Origin of the sequence: Neorhizobium puerariae (genome assembly GCF_042429745.1) — a bacterium.
Taxonomy (GTDB): domain Bacteria; phylum Pseudomonadota; class Alphaproteobacteria; order Rhizobiales; family Rhizobiaceae; genus Neorhizobium; species Neorhizobium puerariae.
In genome coordinates this window covers 51,549-72,570 of the sequence record NZ_JBHMAA010000032.1, presented here as the reverse complement: position 1 = coordinate 72,570, position 21,022 = coordinate 51,549, and the positions used below count along the sequence as shown (strand labels likewise).

The 21,022-nt window shown below is 57.6% G+C and carries 19 protein-coding genes; 18 read left to right on the top strand and 1 reads right to left on the bottom strand.

The annotated features are described in order from the left end of the window. The first annotated feature begins 2 nt into the window (after positions 1-2). From ACFFP0_RS24595 to ACFFP0_RS24510, 18 genes are all read left to right on the top strand, one after another. Positions 3-2,129, top strand: a complete 2,127-nt coding sequence (locus ACFFP0_RS24595) for a portal protein (RefSeq protein WP_377264857.1) — start codon at positions 3-5, stop codon at positions 2,127-2,129. After that, positions 2,129-2,434, top strand: a complete 306-nt coding sequence (locus ACFFP0_RS24590; RefSeq protein ID WP_377264856.1) for a hypothetical protein — start codon at positions 2,129-2,131, stop codon at positions 2,432-2,434. Before ACFFP0_RS24595 ends, ACFFP0_RS24590 begins: the two co-directional genes overlap by 1 nt. Then, on the top strand, positions 2,431-2,643 hold the full coding sequence (locus ACFFP0_RS24585) for a hypothetical protein (protein WP_377264855.1): 213 nt from the start codon (positions 2,431-2,433) through the stop codon (positions 2,641-2,643). The genes ACFFP0_RS24590 and ACFFP0_RS24585 overlap by 4 nt, the downstream gene beginning before the upstream one ends. Next, positions 2,644-2,970 carry a hypothetical protein gene (locus tag ACFFP0_RS24580; protein WP_377264854.1) on the top strand — a complete coding sequence of 109 codons (327 nt, stop codon included), beginning with the start codon at positions 2,644-2,646 and terminating at the stop codon, positions 2,968-2,970. A gap of 205 nt (positions 2,971-3,175) precedes the next feature. Next, positions 3,176-4,027 (top strand): hypothetical protein, encoded by an 852-nt coding sequence (locus ACFFP0_RS24575; RefSeq protein WP_377264853.1) that lies wholly within the window; start codon positions 3,176-3,178, stop codon positions 4,025-4,027. Between the two features lie 253 nt (positions 4,028-4,280). Continuing rightward, complete coding sequence (locus tag ACFFP0_RS24570; protein WP_377264852.1) at positions 4,281-5,498, top strand: P22 phage major capsid protein family protein; 1,218 nt, start codon at positions 4,281-4,283, stop codon at positions 5,496-5,498. A 54-nt stretch (positions 5,499-5,552) separates the two neighbouring features. After that, the gene (locus ACFFP0_RS24565) at positions 5,553-5,762 is read left to right on the top strand and encodes a hypothetical protein (RefSeq protein WP_377264851.1); all 210 of its coding nucleotides are present in this window, start codon (positions 5,553-5,555) and stop codon (positions 5,760-5,762) included. Further along, positions 5,762-6,484 carry a hypothetical protein gene (locus tag ACFFP0_RS24560; protein ID WP_377264850.1) on the top strand — a complete coding sequence of 241 codons (723 nt, stop codon included), beginning with the start codon at positions 5,762-5,764 and terminating at the stop codon, positions 6,482-6,484. The genes ACFFP0_RS24565 and ACFFP0_RS24560 overlap by 1 nt, the downstream gene beginning before the upstream one ends. Next, positions 6,484-8,442 carry a packaged DNA stabilization protein gene (locus ACFFP0_RS24555; protein ID WP_377264849.1) on the top strand — a complete coding sequence of 653 codons (1,959 nt, stop codon included), beginning with the start codon at positions 6,484-6,486 and terminating at the stop codon, positions 8,440-8,442. Before ACFFP0_RS24560 ends, ACFFP0_RS24555 begins: the two co-directional genes overlap by 1 nt. Next, entirely contained in the window at positions 8,439-8,768 is a 330-nt protein-coding gene (locus tag ACFFP0_RS24550) for a hypothetical protein (protein WP_377264848.1), read from the top strand. Before ACFFP0_RS24555 ends, ACFFP0_RS24550 begins: the two co-directional genes overlap by 4 nt. A gap of 6 nt (positions 8,769-8,774) precedes the next feature. Further along, complete coding sequence (locus tag ACFFP0_RS24545; RefSeq protein ID WP_377264847.1) at positions 8,775-9,317, top strand: aspartyl/asparaginyl beta-hydroxylase domain-containing protein; 543 nt, start codon at positions 8,775-8,777, stop codon at positions 9,315-9,317. Then, the gene (locus tag ACFFP0_RS24540) at positions 9,317-9,787 is read left to right on the top strand and encodes a hypothetical protein (RefSeq protein WP_377264846.1); all 471 of its coding nucleotides are present in this window, start codon (positions 9,317-9,319) and stop codon (positions 9,785-9,787) included. Before ACFFP0_RS24545 ends, ACFFP0_RS24540 begins: the two co-directional genes overlap by 1 nt. Positions 9,788-9,792: 5 nt before the next feature. Then, positions 9,793-10,452 carry a DNA transfer protein p32 gene (locus ACFFP0_RS24535; protein ID WP_377264845.1) on the top strand — a complete coding sequence of 220 codons (660 nt, stop codon included), beginning with the start codon at positions 9,793-9,795 and terminating at the stop codon, positions 10,450-10,452. Between the two features lie 10 nt (positions 10,453-10,462). After that, positions 10,463-11,839, top strand: coding sequence for a nucleotide exchange factor GrpE (locus ACFFP0_RS24530; RefSeq protein ID WP_377264844.1), 1,377 nt, complete (start codon positions 10,463-10,465; stop codon positions 11,837-11,839). 3 nt (positions 11,840-11,842) lie between these two features. After that, on the top strand, positions 11,843-15,352 hold the full coding sequence (locus ACFFP0_RS24525) for a glycoside hydrolase family 24 protein (RefSeq protein ID WP_377264843.1): 3,510 nt from the start codon (positions 11,843-11,845) through the stop codon (positions 15,350-15,352). A gap of 315 nt (positions 15,353-15,667) precedes the next feature. Continuing rightward, positions 15,668-16,876, top strand: a complete 1,209-nt coding sequence (locus ACFFP0_RS24520; protein WP_377264842.1) for a hypothetical protein — start codon at positions 15,668-15,670, stop codon at positions 16,874-16,876. A gap of 66 nt (positions 16,877-16,942) precedes the next feature. After that, entirely contained in the window at positions 16,943-19,030 is a 2,088-nt protein-coding gene (locus ACFFP0_RS24515; protein ID WP_377264841.1) for a hypothetical protein, read from the top strand. Positions 19,031-19,038: 8 nt separating this feature from the next. Beyond that, entirely contained in the window at positions 19,039-19,635 is a 597-nt protein-coding gene (locus ACFFP0_RS24510; RefSeq protein WP_377264840.1) for a tail fiber assembly protein, read from the top strand. Here ACFFP0_RS24510 and ACFFP0_RS24505 read toward each other — a convergent pair. Continuing rightward, entirely contained in the window at positions 19,607-20,956 is a 1,350-nt protein-coding gene (locus ACFFP0_RS24505; RefSeq protein WP_377264839.1) for a radical SAM/SPASM domain-containing protein, read from the bottom strand. The two genes, ACFFP0_RS24510 and ACFFP0_RS24505, sit on opposite strands and share 29 nt — an antisense overlap. Positions 20,957-21,022 lie beyond the last annotated feature (66 nt).

Here is a 21,022-nt window from a genome sequence, read left to right as displayed (position 1 = left end):
ACATGGCCTCGAAGCAGGACCGGCAAGCCGAAAACGAGAAGATCGTTACGGAGGCCAAGGAACGATTTACCCGTTGCGAGGAATGGGAATCCGACAGCCGCCGCAAGTTCGTTGAGGATCTGAAATTCGCCAATGGTGACCCGGATAATGGCTGGCAGTGGGATGCGGCGATCATCACGAACCGCGTCAACGACGACAAGCCGTGCCTGACAATCAACAAGACCCGTCAGCACAATCTCATCATCACCAACGATGCGAAGCAGAACAAGCCGGGCGTCAACATCAAGCCGGTGGGCGACGGGGCGAGCTACGACGCGGCCCAGGTCTTCGAAGGCGTCGTCAGGCACATCGAATACCAGTCGAGCGCGGAGCAAGCCTATGACACGGCCTCGATGTTTCAGGTGCAGGGCGGCATCGGCTATTGGCGCATCGTCACCGACTATGTAAGTGACGAGAGCTTCGATCAGGAAATCTACATCCGCCGAGTGAAAAACCCTTTGGCGGTCTATCTCGACCCAGATATTGCCGAACTGGACGGTTCCGACGCGCGTTTCGGCTTTGTGTTCGAGGACGTCGACGCGGAGCAGTTCAAGAAGGAATATCCGGACCAGTCGGAATATTTGGCGAGCACATCATTCGGGATTGAGGGTTGCTGGGGCGGCAAGGACAAGGTCCGCATCTGCGAATATTACCGGATGGAAGACAAGAAGGATCGCCTTCTCGCCTTCTCCATCCCTGAAGGCTATGAGCAGGCTGGCCAACAGATCATCGTGCGCGAAAGCCAGATGACGGATGACCAGAAGGCCGTCTATGAACTCGTCAAGGACGTGAAGGACGCAGTCACCTCGCGTGACATCGTCACTGACGAGATAATGTGGTACAAGATCGCCGGGGACCGCGTCGTCGATAGCCGACCATGGCCAGGGAAATATATCCCGATTGTCCGTATCGTCGGCGAAGAGACGGTCATCGAGGGAAAGCTCGATCGCAAGGGCCATACTCGTGCGATGAAGGATGCCCAGCGGATGTATAATTATTGGGCGTCGGAGGCCACGGCACAGGTCGCTCTGCAGACCAAGACGCCATATGTCGCCCCGGCTGAAGCCATCGAGAATTACGAAAGCTATTGGCAGCAAGCGAATACGTCAAATGCTGCGGTGCTGCCGTATAACGCGCTTTCCGATAATGGAAAGGAAATCCCTCGCCCGCAGCGAGAACAGCCGCCGCAAATGGCTTCCGCCTACATGCAGGGCATGCAGATATGCGAAAACCAGATGATGATGTCCTCTGGTCAGTACCAGTCGCAGTTCGGGCAGAATGAAAACGCCACGTCGGGTAGGGCGATCAACGAACGCCAGCGCCAGGGCGATACGGCGACTTACCATTTCATCGACGGCCTATCGGTTGGTATCAGGTTCACCGGCGTGATCCTCGTCGACTTGATCCCGAAGATTTACGACACGGAACGCGTGATCCGCATCCTCGCCAAGGATGGGACGGAGAACGATATTCAGATCGATCCGAAGGCGACAGACGCTTATCAGCAGACACCGCAGGCTGGCCCGAAGGAAGCCAAGGAAGCGAATTCGGTCGCTGCTATCTTCAATCCGAATGTCGGGCGCTACGAAGTCGAGAGCGATGTTGGCCCCGGTTATGCGACCCGCCGGCAGGAAGCCTTCAACGCCATGACGCAGATCGCGGCGCAGAACGACAAGTTCATGGAAATAGCCGGTGACCTGATGTGGCGCTCCGCCGACTTCCCGCTGGCCGACGAGCTTGCCGAGCGCTGGTCACGGATAATTCCGAAGAACATCACGGGTGAGGGTCCGCCGCCGGAAATCCAGCAGATGACGCAGATGATTAAGCATCTGCAGGACACCATCGTCGAACTGAACAAGAAGCTGACCGACAAGGACGCCGATCTGAACGTCAAGGAATACGACGCCACGACGCGCCGCATATCTGCGATCGGCAATTCGGGACCGACGATTACGCCGGAGCAGATACAGCCTGTTCTCATGCAGCTTCTCCAGCAGATGCTTTCGAGCGGTGGGCCGGAAGAACCGCAAGCCGGGTTCGAGCAGCCGCCTGAACCGCAGCCGATGATGCAGCCGCAAGGGATGATGTGATGCTCCTGAACATCCGCACCGGAGAAGTTCCGGAACTCATCAAGAAAACCGCTCAGGAAATCGCCGGCGCCTTCTACGACATGAACCGCACCGAGCGCTTCCGTCAGTATGCTGGCACTCAGGATGCCTTTGTAAAGGTTGCGTGGAAGGATCACGTTCAGACCGCAGTTGACCTTCTTGCGCAACTGCTCGCTATGCCTGGCACAGCGGATTACGAGCGGGAAGCCATCTATGACGCGCTGACGGAGTTCTCCGAGCGCAGTACCGAACGCACGCCAAGCCTTTCCACGAGGAGGTTGCGATGACATCGCACAAGTCAAAATCGAAGCCGCAAGTCACATCGTCCATCGATACCATGCGAGCCGATGAAAAGCGCTGGCGCACGGAAGATGCGATGCGAACACTGATGCGCGCTGACGAGCTGAAGCAGGACAAGGCTCTCATGCGGGATGTGCAGAAAATGGCCGCCGAACAAGCGAAAAAGATGAGCGGTCTTTGCGGAAAGGCGAAGTAAATGGCAACCGTGGCCGTCACTCTCTCCGCTGTCAGCAACCATGCGAATAGCGGCCTCAATGCCGTTATGCCGGTTGCGGATGCTGCGGCGTATGACTCCGATGATCTGACCTCAAGCGGCACCTCTCAGCAAGTTACGACCGTAGTGGTTCCGAGCGACGGGAGGCAATATTTCTGGACGATCACCGCATCGGGCGGGAACGTCTGGGTAACATTCGGGTCCAATCCGACTGCGACTGCCGGCACATCCTGGCTCATCGTTGACGGCACGACGCGTGACTTCGCTGCAAGCGCCGGTCAGATGACCGCAGTGATCGACGCCGCCTGATGTTCGCGGGCCTCAACATCACTCGGGCTTTCGCAACCCAGAAACGCAATCCAGACCCAAAGGACGAAGGCTTGGAAGGCGTTCAGCGCCTCGCCTATGATCCTGAGCAGTGGCCACATTGCATGGCCGCTGAAAATTCCCGACACGGCGGGTAACCGTGGCACCGTACCTGTGCGGCACACAGGGCTTCACGACATGGTGACACATGGCAAATGCACTGGAGGGGACGCAGCCCCTGCCGGAAGGCGAAACTGCGCTCAATCCGGGTAATTCTCCTGCACCGGAGCAGAACGATGACGAACAGCATTCTGACGCCGAACGTGGTAGCGAGACCGAAGAAATCGAAGGCTCGGCCGAAGGAGGCGAGGGCGGAACCGGAATCGAAGGAACCGGCGAAGAAAACAGCCAGGAACAGCAGAAGCCCAAGAAAAAGCTGACCTGGGAAATGAAGCGCATCCACGAGGAGACGAACAAGCGGCGCGAAGCAGAACGCGAGCTTGAACGGATTCGCGAGGAGAATGAGCGCCTTCGCGCTGGAGGATCGGAACAGCAGTCGGGCAACGATCGGCCGGACGATGAAAGCCGCGTCAATCAGCGCGCTCAACAGATCGTCCAGCAGCGCGAATATGAGGCCCGTGTACGATCGTGGGCTGATGCGGGTGTGAAGGACTTCGGTGCGGACGACTTCAACGCATCCTGCAATCTCATCGCTGGCTTCATGGATGACCGCCAGCAGCACCAGTTCATGAGCATCCTGACCGATGCCGATATCGTCGAAGACGGCCACAAGGTTATCATGGCGCTCGCCGATGATCCGGAAGAGGCGGAACGCATTCTCAGGCTGCCGCCCGTCAAGCAGGCGCTGGCCTTGTCCAAGCTCTCCGCAAAGGTCACCAAACCGGCGGCACCCACACCCAAGCCGATTTCGAAGGCCCCGGCTCCGGTCGCGCCCATCGGCGGCAAAACACAGGCTTCAACTCGGCTCGACGATCCCGATGTGCCGATGGATAAGTTCGCTGAAAAGTTTCTGGCGGATATGGCCAACCGTGGTCGATAACCAGTCCTACGGCAATTCAATCAGGTGCTGGATTGCCGTGTATCTCATTGCACCTGACTTCGCCAGCACAGCGCCGGAGACCAAACCTTGCCGTGCAAACTGACCGGACTTGAACGGTTCACCTCAAGGCTCCTTCGGCAACTGGTCCGATATCCAGGCATCCGCCCAGCTCCTTTATCGCGGTCCCGGGCTCCGCAAGCACGCGCAGTGAAAGGCTGCGATCGATCCCCTTTTGCTCAAAGGAGCCCATCCTATGTCGAATACGATCCTCACGATCGACATGATCACCCGCGCCGCTGTTTCGCTCTTCAAGAACAGCAACATGTTCATCAAGAACATCAACACTCAGTATGACAACCAGTTCGCGGTCGACGGCGCGAAGATCGGCGACACGCTGCGCATTCGTCTGCCGAATGACTTCGTTGTTCGTACCGGCACGGCGCTCTCCGCGCAGGATACCTCGGAAAAATACACCTCCCTGGCTCTTCAGACCCAGAAGGGTGTCGACGTGGCCTTCAGCTCTGCAGAACGCACCCTGAAGTTGGACGACTATTCCGAACGCGTCCTGATGCCGATGATGAACAACCTGGCCGGAGGCATTGCCGCGGACATCATGTCCGGCGTCGAAACCGGCGTCTGCAACTTCGTCTCCAATGTCGACGGTTCGGGCAACATCATCAACCCGACCTCCGATACGGTTCTGTCGGCCGGCGCGTATCTCTCCGATAATTCGGCCCCGACGTCACCCGGTTGGAAAAGCGTCCTCGATCCGTGGACGGAAGCCAAGCTGGTCAACACCCTGTCCGGCCTCTTCAACCCGACGCCGGAAATCTCGCAGCAGTACCGCACCGGGAAGATCAAGAACGCCCTCGGCTTCGATTTCTTCATGGACCAGACTGTCATCAAGCACACCACCGGTTCTTTCTCCGCTGGCGGCGCGATGTCGAGTGCTGGCCAGACCGGTGGCACGATCACCGTTTCGGCGCTCACCGGAACGCTGAACAAGGGCGACATCATCACCATTGATGGCGTCTATGCCGTCAACCGCGTGACAAAACTGACGACCGGAAAGCTTCGCCAGTTCGTCGTTCTGGCCGATGTAGCGTCGGGTGGCACCTCGATCAGCATCTATCCGGAGATCGTCCCTCCGGTAAATGGCAATGCGGTGCAGTACCAGACCGTCGATTCCTCGCCTGCCAATGCGGCCCAGGTTCGCCTCGTCAATAAGCCGAGCGAAATCTACCGCAAGAACATCTCCTACGCGCCGGAAGCTATCACCCTGGCGACTGCGGACCTCGTACTTCCGAAGGGCGTCCATGAGGCCGCGCGTCGCGAATACGACGGCATCTCCATCCGCATGATCACCGACTACGTGATCGGTACGGACCAGCTCGCGACCCGTCTCGACGTGATATACGGCTATAAGTACATCCGTCCGGAATGGACCGTCGCCACGGCCGACAAGATTTGATCCTGATTGGGGCGGCTTCGGCCGCCCCTTTCATTTTCGTGGAAGGAACCTCCGATGGAATATCCGAAGGCCATCTATCATCCCAAGGATGACAAGCGATACCAGATCGCAGCCAGCGCCGGGCAGGAAGAACAAATCCTTGAGGCATGGGGCGTCAATTCCGCGCCTAAAATCCCGCTCTCAATGCCGCCCGTTGCGCCAAAGGCTGTTGAGCCTCCCAAGGCAAAGCGGGGCCGCAAGCCCAAGGCTGTTGAGACCAAATAATGACCACGGCGCGCGCACTGATCACGTTGGCGATGAAGGATGCCGGGGTTATCGGCGTGGGGCAGACGCCTCTTGCCGAGGACATGAACGACGCCCTCACCAACCTCAACGCCATGATGGCTCAGTGGTCGCGCCGCCGTTGGCTTGTCTATCACCTTGTCGACGTCTCGTTTCAGGCGACGGGGGCAATTTCCTATTCGCTCGGCACCGGTGGCGATATCAATATCGCCCGTGTCGATTCGATCGAGGCCGCATTCTTTCGTCAGACCGTCGGGGCACCCGGGAACCTCGTCGACTATCCCCTCACGATCCTGAATTCGCGAGAGGATTACAACAACATCGCGCTCAAAGGCATGCCCTCGTTCCCGAGCGTGTTGTTCTACGACTCCGGCTGGCCTTTGGGGCATGTTTTCATCTGGCCGGTGCCGAGCAGCGTTTACGAGGTGCATCTGTCGCTGAAATCGCCGCTCCAGAGCTTCGCGACACTCAACGACGCGGTTTCGCTTCCCCCCGAGTATGAGGAGGCGCTGCGGCTCAACCTCGCTGTACGGCTTCGTGTGTCGTATCGTCTGCCGTTCGATCCACAACTGAACGGCCTGGCGAAGATCGCCACCAACACGGTGAAGAACAGCAACACGCAAATCCCGCTGCTGCAATTCCCCTCCGATCTGCCGCGCAACGTCGGCGGCCGCTACAACATCTTTTCCGATCGGAACGGTTAATGGCGCGCATTCCTCTACTTGGCGGGGCGTACCAGTCGCGCAGCCTGATCGCCGCCGCGCAGCGCTGCGTGAACCTATACCCGGAGAACAATCCGAAGGCATCATCGCCGCCGGTTCCGGTGACACACTATCTGACGCCAGGGCTTCGCAAGGTATCGCAGGCGCCGGTCGTCGGTCGGGTCAGGTCTGCTTATCGCGCCACGAATGGTGATCTTTATATCGTCGTCAACACGACGGTATATTTCGTCGCTGAAGACTATATATGGAACGACCTTGGGACCGTTCCTACCGGCTCAAATCCACTGTCGTTCGCAGACAATGGTCTTGTCATCGTTCTCGTCGATGGAGCTACTGGCTATGCGGTCGACATGGAGACGCGGGATTTCGCCATGATCAGCGATCCCACCTTTTATGGAGCGAATAAGGTCGACTATCTCGATACCTATTTCATCTTCAACCGGCCGGGCACGCCGCAGTTCTACATCTCATTATCGAACGTCACTTTCGCCATGCTCACTGGCACGCCTGGTGCCGCTTATGCGGGAACCATCATCGGTGGGGGAGCTGGATATACCGATGGGGCGTTTACTGACGTCCCCCTTACGGATGGGGCGGGTACCGGTCTAACGGTCAACCTCACCATTGCTGGCGGTATCGTTACGAGTGCGGCGATCAACAATGCCGGCAGTGGCTATGAGAATGGCGACATCCTTAATTCCACCTCTGCGGCCATTGGGTCCGGCGGTATCACGGCGGGCTCGATCACCAATGGTGGCTCAGCCTATACCGACGGCACCTACCACAACGTCCCGTTGACCGGTGTGGCAGGCACAGGGGCACAAGCGACCGTCGTCGTGTCTGGAGGGGCCGTTACAAGCGTGACGATCACGGCCAAGGGAACCGGCTACGCTGCGACCAACGTTCTATCGGCGGTGGCGGCCAGTATCGGTGGCACTGGCTCTGGCTTTAGCTATATGGTCTCCTCCGTCGCCTCTGGCTTCAGCTACCGCATCGACAATGTGCACGGGTCTGCCTTCGATCCCCTCGATATAGCTGGCAAGACCGGGTCGGCTGACAACATTGTCACGGTGGCGGCCATCCATGGCGAACTGTGGCTGATTGGCGAACTGACATCGGAAATCTGGGTCAATACCGGATCTGCGGATTTCACCTTCGGACGCGTTCAAGGAGCTTTTGTCGACCACGGCTGTGCCGCTGCCTATTCGCTCGCAAAGCAGGACGTATTCCTGTTCTGGCTGACCCAGGATCGGGAGGGGACGGCAGTCATTGTCAAAACAACTGGTTATGGTGTGGTGCGTATCTCTACGCATGCGATCGAGCAGGACATCCAGAAATACACGACAATCAGCGATGCGATCGGCTACTGCCACCAGATCGAGGGCCATGCTTTCTACGTGCTGACTTTCCCGTCGGCGAACCGGACATGGGTCTATGAGCTTTCAACCGGTCAATGGCATGAGCGTGGATCTGTCGACAGCAACGGTGTCATTATGCGCCACCGAGCGAACGCTTTTGCCTTCGCGTATGGGAAGGGCTATGTCGGTGATTCCCAGAACGGCGCGCTCTATGTCTACGACCAGAACTATTATCTGGACGGAGATCAGCCGATCCCGCGCATCCGGACATTCCCGCACGTGGTTGGGAACGGCAACCGGATCGAATACAAGTCATTCATCGCAGATATCGAGGTCGGCCAGTCTGGGGGCATGATGTCGGACGAACCGCCGATGATTTCGCTTCGGTGGAGCAATGACCGCGGCGCGACATTCGGAAATCCTGTGATGCAGTCCATGGGTGCGACAGGACAATATCTCGTGTCGCCACAATGGCGGAGATTGGGCGTGGCCCGTGACCGGGTCTTTGAGCTCTCCTGGTCCGCTCCGGTTCGCACGAGCTTGAACAGCGCGTGGATCGAGACCGAGGCGGCCGAGACATGAGCAAGATCGTCGTCCCGTCTTCCGTCCAGCCGATCAGCGGGGGCGGCGGCATCGTCACCACGGTATGGCAGCGGTTCTTCAACGCGCTCGTTGCCCCTCCGGCAGCCGTAGAGTCCGTTTCGGTGTCCGCCAGCCCATTTGCCTACAAAGCGGCCCAGACGGGCTCTCTGGCGATCATGGGGGGCACTGTGACGGATGTTTCATTCAAACGTGCCGGCGCAACTGTCGTCATCCCAGGTGGGACGCCGCTGATCCCGGTCGCCAATGGCGATGAGGTGACGATCACCTATTCGGCGGCTCCAACGATTTCTTTCATTCCCATGTGAGGCCCCATGAAATATTTCCAGCAGCTCGCGGCCGGCATCAATGTCACGCCGCTGATGAACGCTTTGCAACGGCAACCCGAGCTTTGGGACAGGTTCCCGATCCGGACGCAGCATCCGGGTACGGCGCATGCCGAAGTGAGCGACATCCTCGTTTTCTTCAATTCTCTCGATCAGGTGATGGAAGGGGTTGTCGACGACAAGGAAACCATTCCATTTCCTGCTTGGGCGGCCCTTCCACAGTTGCGGACCATCATCTTTGACTTGATGAGAACTGTGGAAGGTGTCCAGCTCGGAAGGGTTATCATCACCAGGCTTCCTCCCGGAAAGACCATCACGCCGCATGTCGACCAAGGCGCTCCGGCAACGTGGTTCAACCGTTATCAGATCGCTCTTCAATCTCTGCCTGGCGCGCTGTTTCACATTGGTGATGAAACCGTGAACTTTCGGTCGGGCGATGTCTGGATGATCGACAACCAGACGGAGCACTCTGTGGTCAACAACAGTACCGACGATCGCATTGTGTGCATCGTCGACATCCGGTGCGCGTGATGCTCACAGCCCAGACGGAAGACCTCAATAACGGTACGCTTGATGAGATCATGCGTCTATTGCCAGCTCATTATGACGAGTTGAGCGAACACAAGATCGTCGGCATCCCGCTTGACCCGCAGTTCGATCTCTATCTTGCCCGAGCAGCGGCAGGGCAGGTGCTCTATGTCACGCTGCGGGATCAGGGCGAGTTGATCGGTTATCTCGTCTCATTCGTGGCACCGGGCATGCACTATCGATCCTGCCTGACCGCGACGGCCGATATCTTCTTCGTCAAGCCTGACAGACGCGGCGCGGATGGTGGCGTTCTTCTCGGAAAGACATGGATCAACGAATGCCGGCGGCGCGGCGTTCAGCTCATGCAGATCGGGATGAAAACCCGCCATGCTGTGCACGCACGTCGGATGCTGGAGTCCTGTGGATTCGCGGAGACTGAAGTCATGTTCTGGCAGTTTCTGGATAAGGGATAATTCTCATGGTGGCTACAGCAATCATCGGGAGTGCGGTCGTCGGCGCTGGAGCGTCCATGGCTGGGGCATCGAAACAGGCGGGGGCCACGAAGAAAGCGTCCGACTCCCAGATGGCGATGTACCAGCAGACCCGCGAGGATTTGCTGCCGTACAACGAGGGCGGCCAGTCGGCGTTGAAGACGCTCCAGAACCGCCTGACAGAGTTAACGTCTCCCGTCGTGATGGATCAAGAAACACTTGAGAAAACACCGGGTTATCAGTTCAACCTACAGCAGGGCTTGAAGTCGACGCAAAACAGTGCGGCGGCGCGGGGACTTGGCAATTCCGGGGCGGCGCTCAAGGGCGCTGCATCTTATGCGACCGGTCTGGCAGATTCAACTTATCAGAACCAGTTCAACAACGCCGTCACCAACCAGACAAATGCCTACAATCGGCTCATGGGACTCGTGCAGTCAGGTCAGAACGCGGCCGCTCAGACTGGCGCATATGGAACACAGACAGCGCAGTCGATCGGGCAAAACACGATTGCAGGTGGCACAGCGACGGCCGCAGGGTATACGGGCGCGGCAAACGCGCTGACCAACGGCGTTGGAAACTATCTTCAATATAATGCTTTGAGGGGAGGCATGTATGGTTATCCATCCTCGCCCGGCGGCCTCTATTGAGGAATGAGAAATGGCTGACATCGACACCAGTTTTTATCCTCGCGCGGACAGCAATTCGCTGATCGACAAGATCGGCACGGCTATGCAGATCCGCAATACAATGGAGCAGAACAAGCTTCTGCAGGGCCAGCAGCAGCGCCAGAACATCGACATCGACCAGGCGAAGATCGATCTTGCGCATAAGCAATATCAGGGCCTTGCGAACCTTGTCGGTTCGATCGCGCAAGACCCGCGTGCCGGGACGACGGAAGGACCGGCTTTGGTCCGACAGTATGCCGACAATGCGGTGAAGCAGGGTTTTGTTACGCCAGAGGCAGCGCAGACGGCGCTTGCCACGATGCCGCAGGACCCGGCACAGATCCCGCAATGGCTCCAGACGATGAACGTCACCATTTTGGAAGGGGCCAACCGGTTCTCGCAGATCTACGGCTCGCCGACGACGATTTCCGACAATAGCCGGATCATCCCGGCGACCGTAAGCCCGATCACTGGTGTTCGCCAGATCGGCGCACCGATCGATGTCACCGTATCGCCTGAGAGCCGCGCGGATCTGGTCCAGACAACGGACGCGCAAGGCCGTACAGTCCTCGTCCCGAAGGGCAATATCCTGACGCAGGCCGGCGTCAACCCGATGACGGCGCAGCCCTCGGCGAACAATCAGCTTGTGGCGCCTCCGACATCCGTCGAGCGACGCGCGCTGCCACCGGTGCAGCAGCCTACGAATCCCCCCGGAGGTGTGGTCACGAGCCCATCGGCCGGCGAAATTCAGGCGCAGACGGTCATGGGGCAGGCAGGCGGCGAACAGTATGCCCAGGACGTCGCCCGAGAGCGAAATTATCAGGCCGATGTCCTGCCGCTTGAAAAGGCGCTGGCTGGTCTGGAACGGCTCGGGCCGACAGGGACCGGCCCGGGCACGGAAACCATCAATGAGGCGAAATCGTTCCTGACTTCCATGGGCATCATCGCGCCCGATCAGGACGTGAAGGACTTCGACGAGGTCAGAAAATATCTCGTCCAGTATGCGCGCGAGGCAGGAGATACCGGCACCAACGACAAGCTTGCCGCGGCCTTCGCTGGCAATCCGAGCCTTGGGATTTCCAACGCGGCTTCGATCGACGTGGTCAAGACGGCGATCTCGCTTCGTCGCCTTCAGAACGCCCAGACACGGGCGTTTCAGGCTTCCGGGCAGACGCCGGCCGAATACGGCAAGTGGTCGGTCGAATTCAACGCTTCTCAGGACCCTGTCGCCTATGGCTTCGACATGATGGACGGTGCGCAGCGCCTGAAATACTTCAAGGGTCTCGATCAGGCCGGGAAGGCCAAATTCCTGAATTCGCTCAAGACGGCCCAAGGTCTCGGCATCGTTTCTCCTCCTTCCGTGGAATAAGCCATGAAGCTTCCTGCCGAAGCCTACGCGCTTCTCGACGCTATTTCAGGGCCGGAAAGCAAGGGCTCCTACAATGTCATCTATGGCGGCCAGCGATTCTCTGATTTTGCCGATCATCCGCGGTTGGATGTCGAAATCAAAAGCGGCCCGAACGCGGGGAAGACGTCTTCGGCCGCCGGGAAATACCAATTCATCAAGGGCACATGGGATCAGTACGCCAAGAAACTTGGGCTGAAGGACTTCTCCCCTGAATCTCAGGACCTCGCGGCATGGGAACTGGCGAAGGACGCATACAAGGAAGAGACAGGAGGAAATCTTCTCGATGCTCTCCGCTCTGGCGACCGTGACACGATTGCTGGTGTCGGCAGGGCGCTGGCGCCGATTTGGACAAGCCTGCCTGGCGGCATAGAGCAGGGCACTACTTCATCACGCTTCGTCAATGCCTATGAGCGCAGCGATGAAGATGCTCCGGTCGTTGGTGCGGTCAATGCTCTCGCGTCCGGTCAGGCGCAGCCACAGGCAAGCGCGCTGGTGCAGAACGCCCAATATGTGCCGCCTCCATTCAGCGGTCAGAAGCCGGTCTTCGCGCCACTGGTCAGCAACGAGCAGCAGCCGGCCCAGATGCCGCAACAACAGCCGCAAGCCGCTCCTGCGCCCCCTGTCGCGGAAAGCGAACCGGATGCAGATGTGATGAAGGCATGGGGTCTGTCCGATGCCACGGCCGACAGTGTCCCTGCGTCTTCAGGTGTAGCGGATGCCAATGACGAAGCGTTGATGAAGTCGTGGGGCCTCGACAAGACAGACGCGGCTCCTGCCGCATCGATCGAGAAGGCGCAGGAGAAAGCACCATCTACCGAAGAGAAGCCATCGACTTTGTCCGACGTGATCAAGTCGGGTGCCGCTGGCGTGGCGCGTGGCGTGATGGATCTGGTTGGCCTTCCTGGCACGATCCAGAACGCCTTCGATCAGAGCATGAGCGCGGTGACCGGAGACATCGCGAGCCTTTGGGGAGGTACTGGCATTCAAGCGCCCCCTCCATCTCCATTGAGCGGAGCCGGATTGCGTGATCTTGCATCGAAGGCGTCCGAAGGCGGTACTGAATATAAGGCCCAGACTACTGCTGGCAAGTATGCGGGTACAGTGGGAGAGTTCCTGCCTGGGACAGTGATAGGCCAAGGAAATCTGCTCGCGAATGCCGTGAAATATGGGGTTATCCCAGGACTTTCCAGCGAAGCCGCTGGACAACTGACTGAGGGAACGGCATTCGAGCCCTATGCAAGGATCGGGGCGGCGATTGCAGCGCCGTTGGCTACCGAAGGTCTGCTTAGGGCAGGGGAAACGGCTGCGAACCGCCTCACGGCTATGACGCCACGTGGCGCAACCGCTAACAATCTCACCGAGGCGCTAGCACAGTCCGGCACGATGGTGGATGATATTGCTGCCGAAATGGCACTCAATCCGCGCCTGACGGCAATGGATGTCGATCCGAACTTGCAGCAGATGGCGATGAACCTCGCCAATCAGGGAGGAGCGCCACGGTCTATTCTCTATGAGGCAGCACAGCAGCGAGCCGGTGGCGCAAAGGGTGCCGTCAACGAAGCCTTTGATCAGGCCCTCGGCGAATCTCCCGATACCGTCAAAATTCTTTCCGGCCTCCGCGAAAAGCAGCAGGCTTCTGTACTCAAGCCGGATCAGGTGCGCGCCACGCTCGATAAGGCCATGGGCGACGCTGCCGATCCTCAATCGGCGCTTGATAAGTTCATCAGCCAGCGATCGACCGAAAGCCGGCCGCTCTATGAAAAAGCATTCGAAGGCGGGAGTATGGCCCCCTTGGAAAAACAATTCGAGGGCGTCTTCGCGGAGACCACGGAATCGGTATCGAAGGCATCCAAGGAGCTGGCGGCCGCACGTCAGCGGCAGACCCTTGCACGGGCTCAGGAATCCAGAGCGGGGAATGACGTCTATTCTTCAAGTGGCGCACTTTCCGCCGTGCGAGATGCGGACGCGGCGACATCTGCGGCAGAGAAAAATCTAGCAGCCGCCAAGGCGCAAAAGGAAGGCGCTCTTAGCCGTCTGCGTCAGGCTCAGCAGGACGGTACGGCAAATGCGCCAGGTGCCGTCTGGAGCCCCCGTATTCAGCAGTTTCTCGATGATCCTATCACGCAGTCGGGATTGGCAAGAGGAGTTAAAATACAGCGGCTTGAGTCACTTGCTGAAGGTAAAGCTTTCAACCCCACGGAATACGCGATTACAGGCGTAGATGCGGCCGGGAACCCGGTCGTCGGCAGCGTCCCGAATATGCGAACCCTGAACGTCGTCAAGAAGGGCCTCGATGAAATGGTCGAGGCGGCGAAAAATCCAACGACAGGCAAGTTGTCGGAGGAGGGCGTTGCCATAGATAAGGTGCGCCGTGCCTTTTTGGGAGAACTGGATTCGATCAATTCGGATTATGCCGCAGCGCGTGGGGCGTGGGCTGGGCCGTCCAAAGCCAGAGAGGCGTTCACCAAGGGGCTTGGCCTATTCAGCAATGGAACGGGAAAGGCGGCTCTCGGGAACACGCCAGAACAGATTTCTGCGTGGATCAAGAAAGCTTCCCCCGACGAATTGGCAGCACTTAAGCTTGGCGCCCGCTCATCGCTAGAGCAGCAGATGGCGAGTTCGGCCAATCAGGTCGACCGCATTGCTAAACTCACGGATATCGAGGCGAACCAGAAAAAGCTGGCCGCCCTGATCGGAGATAAGGAAGCAAAGCAGATCATCGACGGGATGAAGGCGCAATTCACCGATCCCGTCGGAGACGCATTCTCTCGAGGCCTCGATATCCTTCGCACTCGTACCGGCTCTGCTGGCCTTGAGGATCGTCCCGAGTTCTGGAAACAGTGGTTCCAGGGGGCGACGGACGCTGAAAAGGAAGCAGCCAAGCAGGGGGCGCGGGTAGCGATCGATACGCAGATCAATGCCGTCCGGTCGGCGGCGGCGAAGGGCTCGTCTATTCCCGACGTGGGATTCAACAGGGATCGCCTCGAGATCCTGCTTGGAAAGGCCGAGACGGATAAGCTCGCTCAAGTCCTCAAGGATGAACAGCGGATCGCTCAGACCAATGCCAAATTGTTCGCCGGTTCCCAGACGGCACCTCGTCAGGCCGTCAACAAACTGACGGAGGTAAAACAGGTTACCCCCGGCATCAGCTTAACGACGCCTATGGCGATCGGTGGCGGCTATAGCCTTGGCGGGGTGCCTGGAGCGGCCGCAGGGGCGGCCCTGTCTCTTGGGCGGATGGGCGTTCAAAAGGGGCTCCAGGCCCGCGACCTTGCCCGCAATCGTCTCATAGCTGAAGCTCTGAGCGGTGACGTGACGCGTTTGCGGGAAGCCATAGCGCCAGCTGCGTCGGCTAATCGTCTGGTGAACCCTATCCGATCGATGCAAAATCCGCTTCTACAGAGCGCCGCGACTGTGCCGGTTAGTGTGTTCTCGCGCGAAGCATCCGAAGCACAGCGCCGCGGACGGCGATAATGATGCCGGCTAGATAGAGTGATCCGAGAGCTGCCATAAAGAAGACGGCTCTCGCGTCAATGTCCCATTCAAAATGGATGCTAGCGAGGATCATCGCGGACACGAACACGATGTGGAAAATGATCCATTTGGGGCTTCTAACCGCCTCGCTGTTCTTCATGCGGTTGAAAGCGGGAAGCTTGGCATTCTCGTTGTTCTCGTGATCGATAATCACTGTCGCTCTCTGATTTAGGAGGGAAGCGGCAATTGTACGTGAAATCACCGAAAAGTCGATGTGGGCTGTCCTTTGACAGCCATTTTCTTTTGGGAAAACGAATGGCCACGATCCTGCCCACGGGCGAAACCACATTCCTCGATGCGAACGGCATTCCTCTCGCCGGTGGCACCGTGTCATTTTACATTCCGGGGACGATGTCGCCAAAGGATACATATCTGGATTCGCAACAGCTTATTCTGAACACCAATCCGGTTATTCTGGATTCCGCGGGAAGGGCGGTCATCTTTGGCGCCGGTTCATACCGTCAGATTGTCAAGGATGCGCTTGGGAACCTTATCTGGGACCAGGCTACAGGCGAGCCAAACGTCGGCATCGTATCAGCCGGCGGGACGAGCGGTGGCGCTGCAAATGCGCAGACCCTTGCAGCCGGAACCTTCAATGGGACGGATGGTGCGACGATCCAGTTCATCGCTGGGCTGAGCAATACGGGACCTATGACAATGGCGGCGGGGGGCGGAGCCCCGGTATCCGTATTGAAGAATGGCGTAAGTGGCCCCGTTCCTTTGGTCATCGGGGATATTGTCTCTGGGAACGTCTACTCGATCGCCTACAGTACATCGCTGGCAGCTTTCCAGCTTTTAACCAGCATTCCGCCAACCTTCACGATCGCCTCGCAACCGGCTGCGGAAGCTGGTACGAACAATACAGACCTAATGACGCCGCTGAGGACCAGGCAAGCAACACAACAGCCGCGAGCCGATCTTGCCAGTGATGCGACGACAAATCTTGGATCTCTGTCCACTCAATTCATTAGGGTGAGTGGCACAAATACAATCACTTCATTCGGTATCGCCGATGCGGGTACACGCAAGAAGATTGTTTTCTCTGATGTACTTTCGATCGTTGCAAACGCCACGTCGATGGTCCTCCCCAATGGAGGCTTGAATATCGCCACGAGGGCCGGGGACACATGCGAGGCGATCTCACTCGGGTCCGGGAACTGGGTTGTGGTGGATTACCAAAGAGCCAATGGGGGCTTGGTCAATCCGGGCCAAATTCTCGGGACAATTCAGGATGTGGCGGGTGCCCGAGTAGCGGGTACTAATTATCAAAACTTCGGCGATCGCTGGCGCTTGGTCAGCGCACGCTTTTCCACAGTCGCCTCTGGGAGTGTTGGGGAGACGACCACCTCCATGATGCCGGTGTACGTACTCGGAGGAGTAGCGGTGCTCATGTGGGTCCCTCCTTTTTGGTACTACCGGATCGATGGGGGTACCACTTTAGCTTGGTACGAAACGACCTCCTGATCTTTCAGAACATCACCCGTGAAACAGACGTCAACGGCGCGAATGCCGGATTGATGGAGAGAATATATGCCCGATATTTCGGAGAAGTTCTGGACAGAGCAGGACGAAAGGAACACTGAGCAGCAGCCAAACGGCTGGCCCGGTGGAATGCCGGCCTACATCGATTCTGTGGGTCGCATGATGATGGCGGCCGTCAAGCGCTGGTGGAGACGTGCCAACCCTTACTATGAGACGTCGGGAACCGGTGACGATTATATCGTCGATCCGGAAGTATCGTATCCTAGGATCAACGAATTCGAGGTTCTCCGTCTCCGCATCGATCGAAGCAATTCAACGGGTACTCCCACCCTTACGTTCGGTGAGTGGCCGACAGCACAGATTTGCAAAGTCGCGTCAAGCGGCGTTATCGATCTTGTTCCGGGTGACCTTGTCGAGGGTGCCGACCACTCATTCTGGCATAATGGCGAATGTTTCATCCTCTCAAATCCCGCCACACTCAGCTCTGATATCGACGGGAACCTTCTCCATGCGGATCAGAATTTGGCGGATGTCGACGATGTCGTCATGGCCCGCAGCAACCTTGGTTTAGGAAATTCTGCCGTCCTCGATGTGGGGACCGCCTCTGGTACTGTCGCGGCTGGCAACGATTCCCGTATCATTGGTGCCGTCCAGAAGACTGACTTCGTGCTACCCGGCGTGTCAGCATGGTCGTCTACGAATGGCTTCAAGTGGATGAAGTCGATTGCCTTGGCCGATGGCGCGAACGTTCTAACCATCACCGAGGCGGGAAGGTATCAGGTCTATAATCCGACCAACGGCTTTCCTGGGTCGGCCAACCAATCATGCTATCTGGAGGTCGAAATCTCAAGCAGCGGGCCCGATTGGCGCCGCCTTAGGATGCAGTTCGTTGGCTCCTCGGATGATAATGTCACTTGGGAGCGGAAGAGCAATGCGACGACCTTTCTGACTTACTGGAAGCCGCTATACGGCCGAGCATGGCGTACTCCCGAAGACTTTGGCTGCCTGATGGACGGCACGACAGATGACAGCGACCGGTTCGAATCGGCCCTTCGTTCTGGGACGCCGTTGCTTATTCCGGGGGATGTCCGTGTTACTCGGAAAATCACAGCGTCGAGAACAGCGAACGGTACATTGGGGTGGCTTATCCAAGGCATGAACCGTTGTGGTCGGATCATCTTGGATGGGACGGCTGCAGGTATTGAGATCGACATCGGCAGTGTCGTGCTTCGCGACACCGCGAAAGTTGTAATGCGTGATCTCAATCTTATGTCGAATGCCGCGATTCCCTCAGTGCCGGCGATCCGGCTGCAAGCGAGCGAGACGGTCGGAAGTGGTGTCACTGAGCAGACAGCGTTCCTACAGAACGTGCACGTCAAGCCAACGAGTGACGCCAACTACAACATCTATGGGATTTCACTACGAAACATGCGTTTGTCGAAGCTTATCGCATGCACGGTCGAAGGCCGAAGGGCTGGCCTAGTGACGGGATCACGCGGTTTCGACTATAGCGGCTCAAACACAGTCATCCCTGTGGAAAGCTCGTTCGAGCACTGCATCTCATATTTCTTCGAGACCGGCTATGAGGCGTCTGGCGCATGGGAAGGGATGAAATGGCTGAACAATGATGCGATCGGTTGCAAAGTTGGGTACAAAGCCACCAGCACGAACGTCAATATTGGCGATAGCCTGATTATCCAGAATAGCCAGGCGAACGTCGGATATGTCGGGATATGGATCGAAGACTGTAAGAACGCCAGAATCTACGATAACCAGATCATCGGTAATTCTGGCTGGGGAACAGATGGGACTGCCTTCTACGGCATGTATATTCGCGCTAACCAGGGGCAGGGCCAATTCACGTTCATGCGCGACAACAATTGGAACGGCGAGCAAATCAAAGCGTCTGTTACGCTGTGCACCGGCATCGACATCAACGGCTTTTCGTCGGGAAGCCTTGGTTCATTCTGCGGGCCGAGCGTTTTCGTCGGTCTTAAGGTCGGTGAAAACATCGGGGCAAATGTCAGGTCTGTGCAATTCAGCGGACAAAATCAGATGTTCACCACAGATGCTCTCCGAACTACTGCTGCCACAGCGGGCGTCAACACGCTTACGGCTACTCCAGCGGCCTATTGAGGATGACTATGGGAACCTATCGGACACCTTCCGGATCTGCCGTAGTCGAGGCATCGCAAATTCCTGGGGATGATAAATCCCGCACCGTTGCTTGCTTCGGCGGCAAGCGGAATGCCAACCCGACGGATTGGATCGTCATGGGGAAGTTTGGCGATACATCCGTGATGACTGATGATGTGTTTCGAGCAACATACATCTCAATCGACGCCGATGTGCCAGACATGCAGAGCAATGATCGTCGGGATGTAGCCATATTGGCAGAAGATGGAACCGTTTCCGAGGTGATTATCGGCGTTTTGCGTTCAGTAATACCGAACGATGGCGATTATCTGCATCAACCATTTTCCGAGAACGGGGCCATAGGGAAGGTTATTTCTGTCGATCGACACTCTGGGGTGGAGCCGGGTAAAGCCCTCCCGTGGCCGCGAGCATGGCGTGACCAACTTCTCGATGATTCGGATTGGACGGAAGTCCCGAGCATTCAAGCATCGCATTCTGATGAGTGGAAACAAAATTGGGCGGATTATCGGAAAGCATTACGCGACCTCCCGGAGCAAAATCCAGACCCTTCCGCCATTAACTGGCCTGCCGCTCCGGATCGGTGATCAGGCCACTTGCCGCTCGGCGCTCGAATGCTTCGCGGGCGCTGCCGAAGAGGCCAGGGGCATAGCTCGAGAAGTTGTTTGGCACGCGATACATAGGGCAACTGGCACATGGTCCAGGCGGGGTGTCAGTGTTGACGCGACTGCGGAACGCCTGCATCCGCTTGCCATTCCATACTTCTGGCAACGACTGTTCGTGGAGATTGCCGACCTTCGTGCCCGGCATGCAGCAGGCCATCACATCGCCATTACCGAGGATCTGGGCTCCGACCCACGGCACGATACAAGGAGCATGTCCTTTTGTCGGAGCCAACTCCTTGAAAGGTTCGGGAAGGGAAACAGTCACGTCCTTTGATGCTGCGTAGTCCAACAGTTCCCGGTGCTTCTGCGCGTAGTAGGTTCGATCAAGCAGAAGAGATTCATCGGCCATGTCTTCCGTAAAGACCATCAGATGGTTTCCCTGAACCCAATTGATGCCAATCTCGGCGGCGAGGTCTACAGCGAGGAAGAGCGAGCCCATGGTGCTCCTCATCATCGCAAAGGAAATCATGGTGGCGATCTCTGGCCGGCGCTTGTTTTTTTCGTGGACGAAGTGCCGGATATTACGGAGGACAGTCGGAAGATCTCCGCCTTTCCTGATCGTTTTGTATTGTTCCGGGAGGAGGCTATCCACCGAGAAATTGATCGTGGTCAGGTTTGACGCCAAGAGGATTTCGGTGGATTCCTCGGTCAGGTTATTGGCGTGAGTGTCGATGTTGAGTTTTACGCCGGTGGCAACCACCCTCTTCAACCAGCCATACTTGCGGTCGCTATTCAGCAGGTCTCCGCTGTAGTCGGAGCAAAAGTGGGTAATGTGGCCGACTGATATATGTTCTTTGATCTGCTCCCAGATCGCATCATCAAGAACCGATAGACTCTTCCGAGAGAACTTTGAAATGCAATGGGTACAGTTCAAATTGCATTGTGTGACGGGGCTAAACCCTATGCTCTGCGGCACATGAAGCCATGAACGAGGGTTGGAATAGATCAGCTTCGGCAGGATCTCGGAGTCAGCGAGGTCATATTCTACGGCTCTGTTTTGAACATCAAGGCGCTGTACAGTGACCTTGAAGGAAGCGCCAGAGGAATTGGAAATCGGCCTCCAGTAGACAAAGACAGGGCTTTCCTCATCGTAGCTGTTTCGCTCTATCCGGACCTCCCTTTCCTTTTGCAGCCCGTCTGGCGCCATTCGGAACACGCGGACGTGCAGGGGCGGGCGATCATACAGTCCGCCTACAGACAGGGAAAGCCCCGACAGAAAATCCTCTTGGGGTAGAACGATCATAAACCCGTGCGCTCAGATTGCGCGGCGGAAGATATACGAGCCGCTTTGCCGAGCAAAGCTCATTTC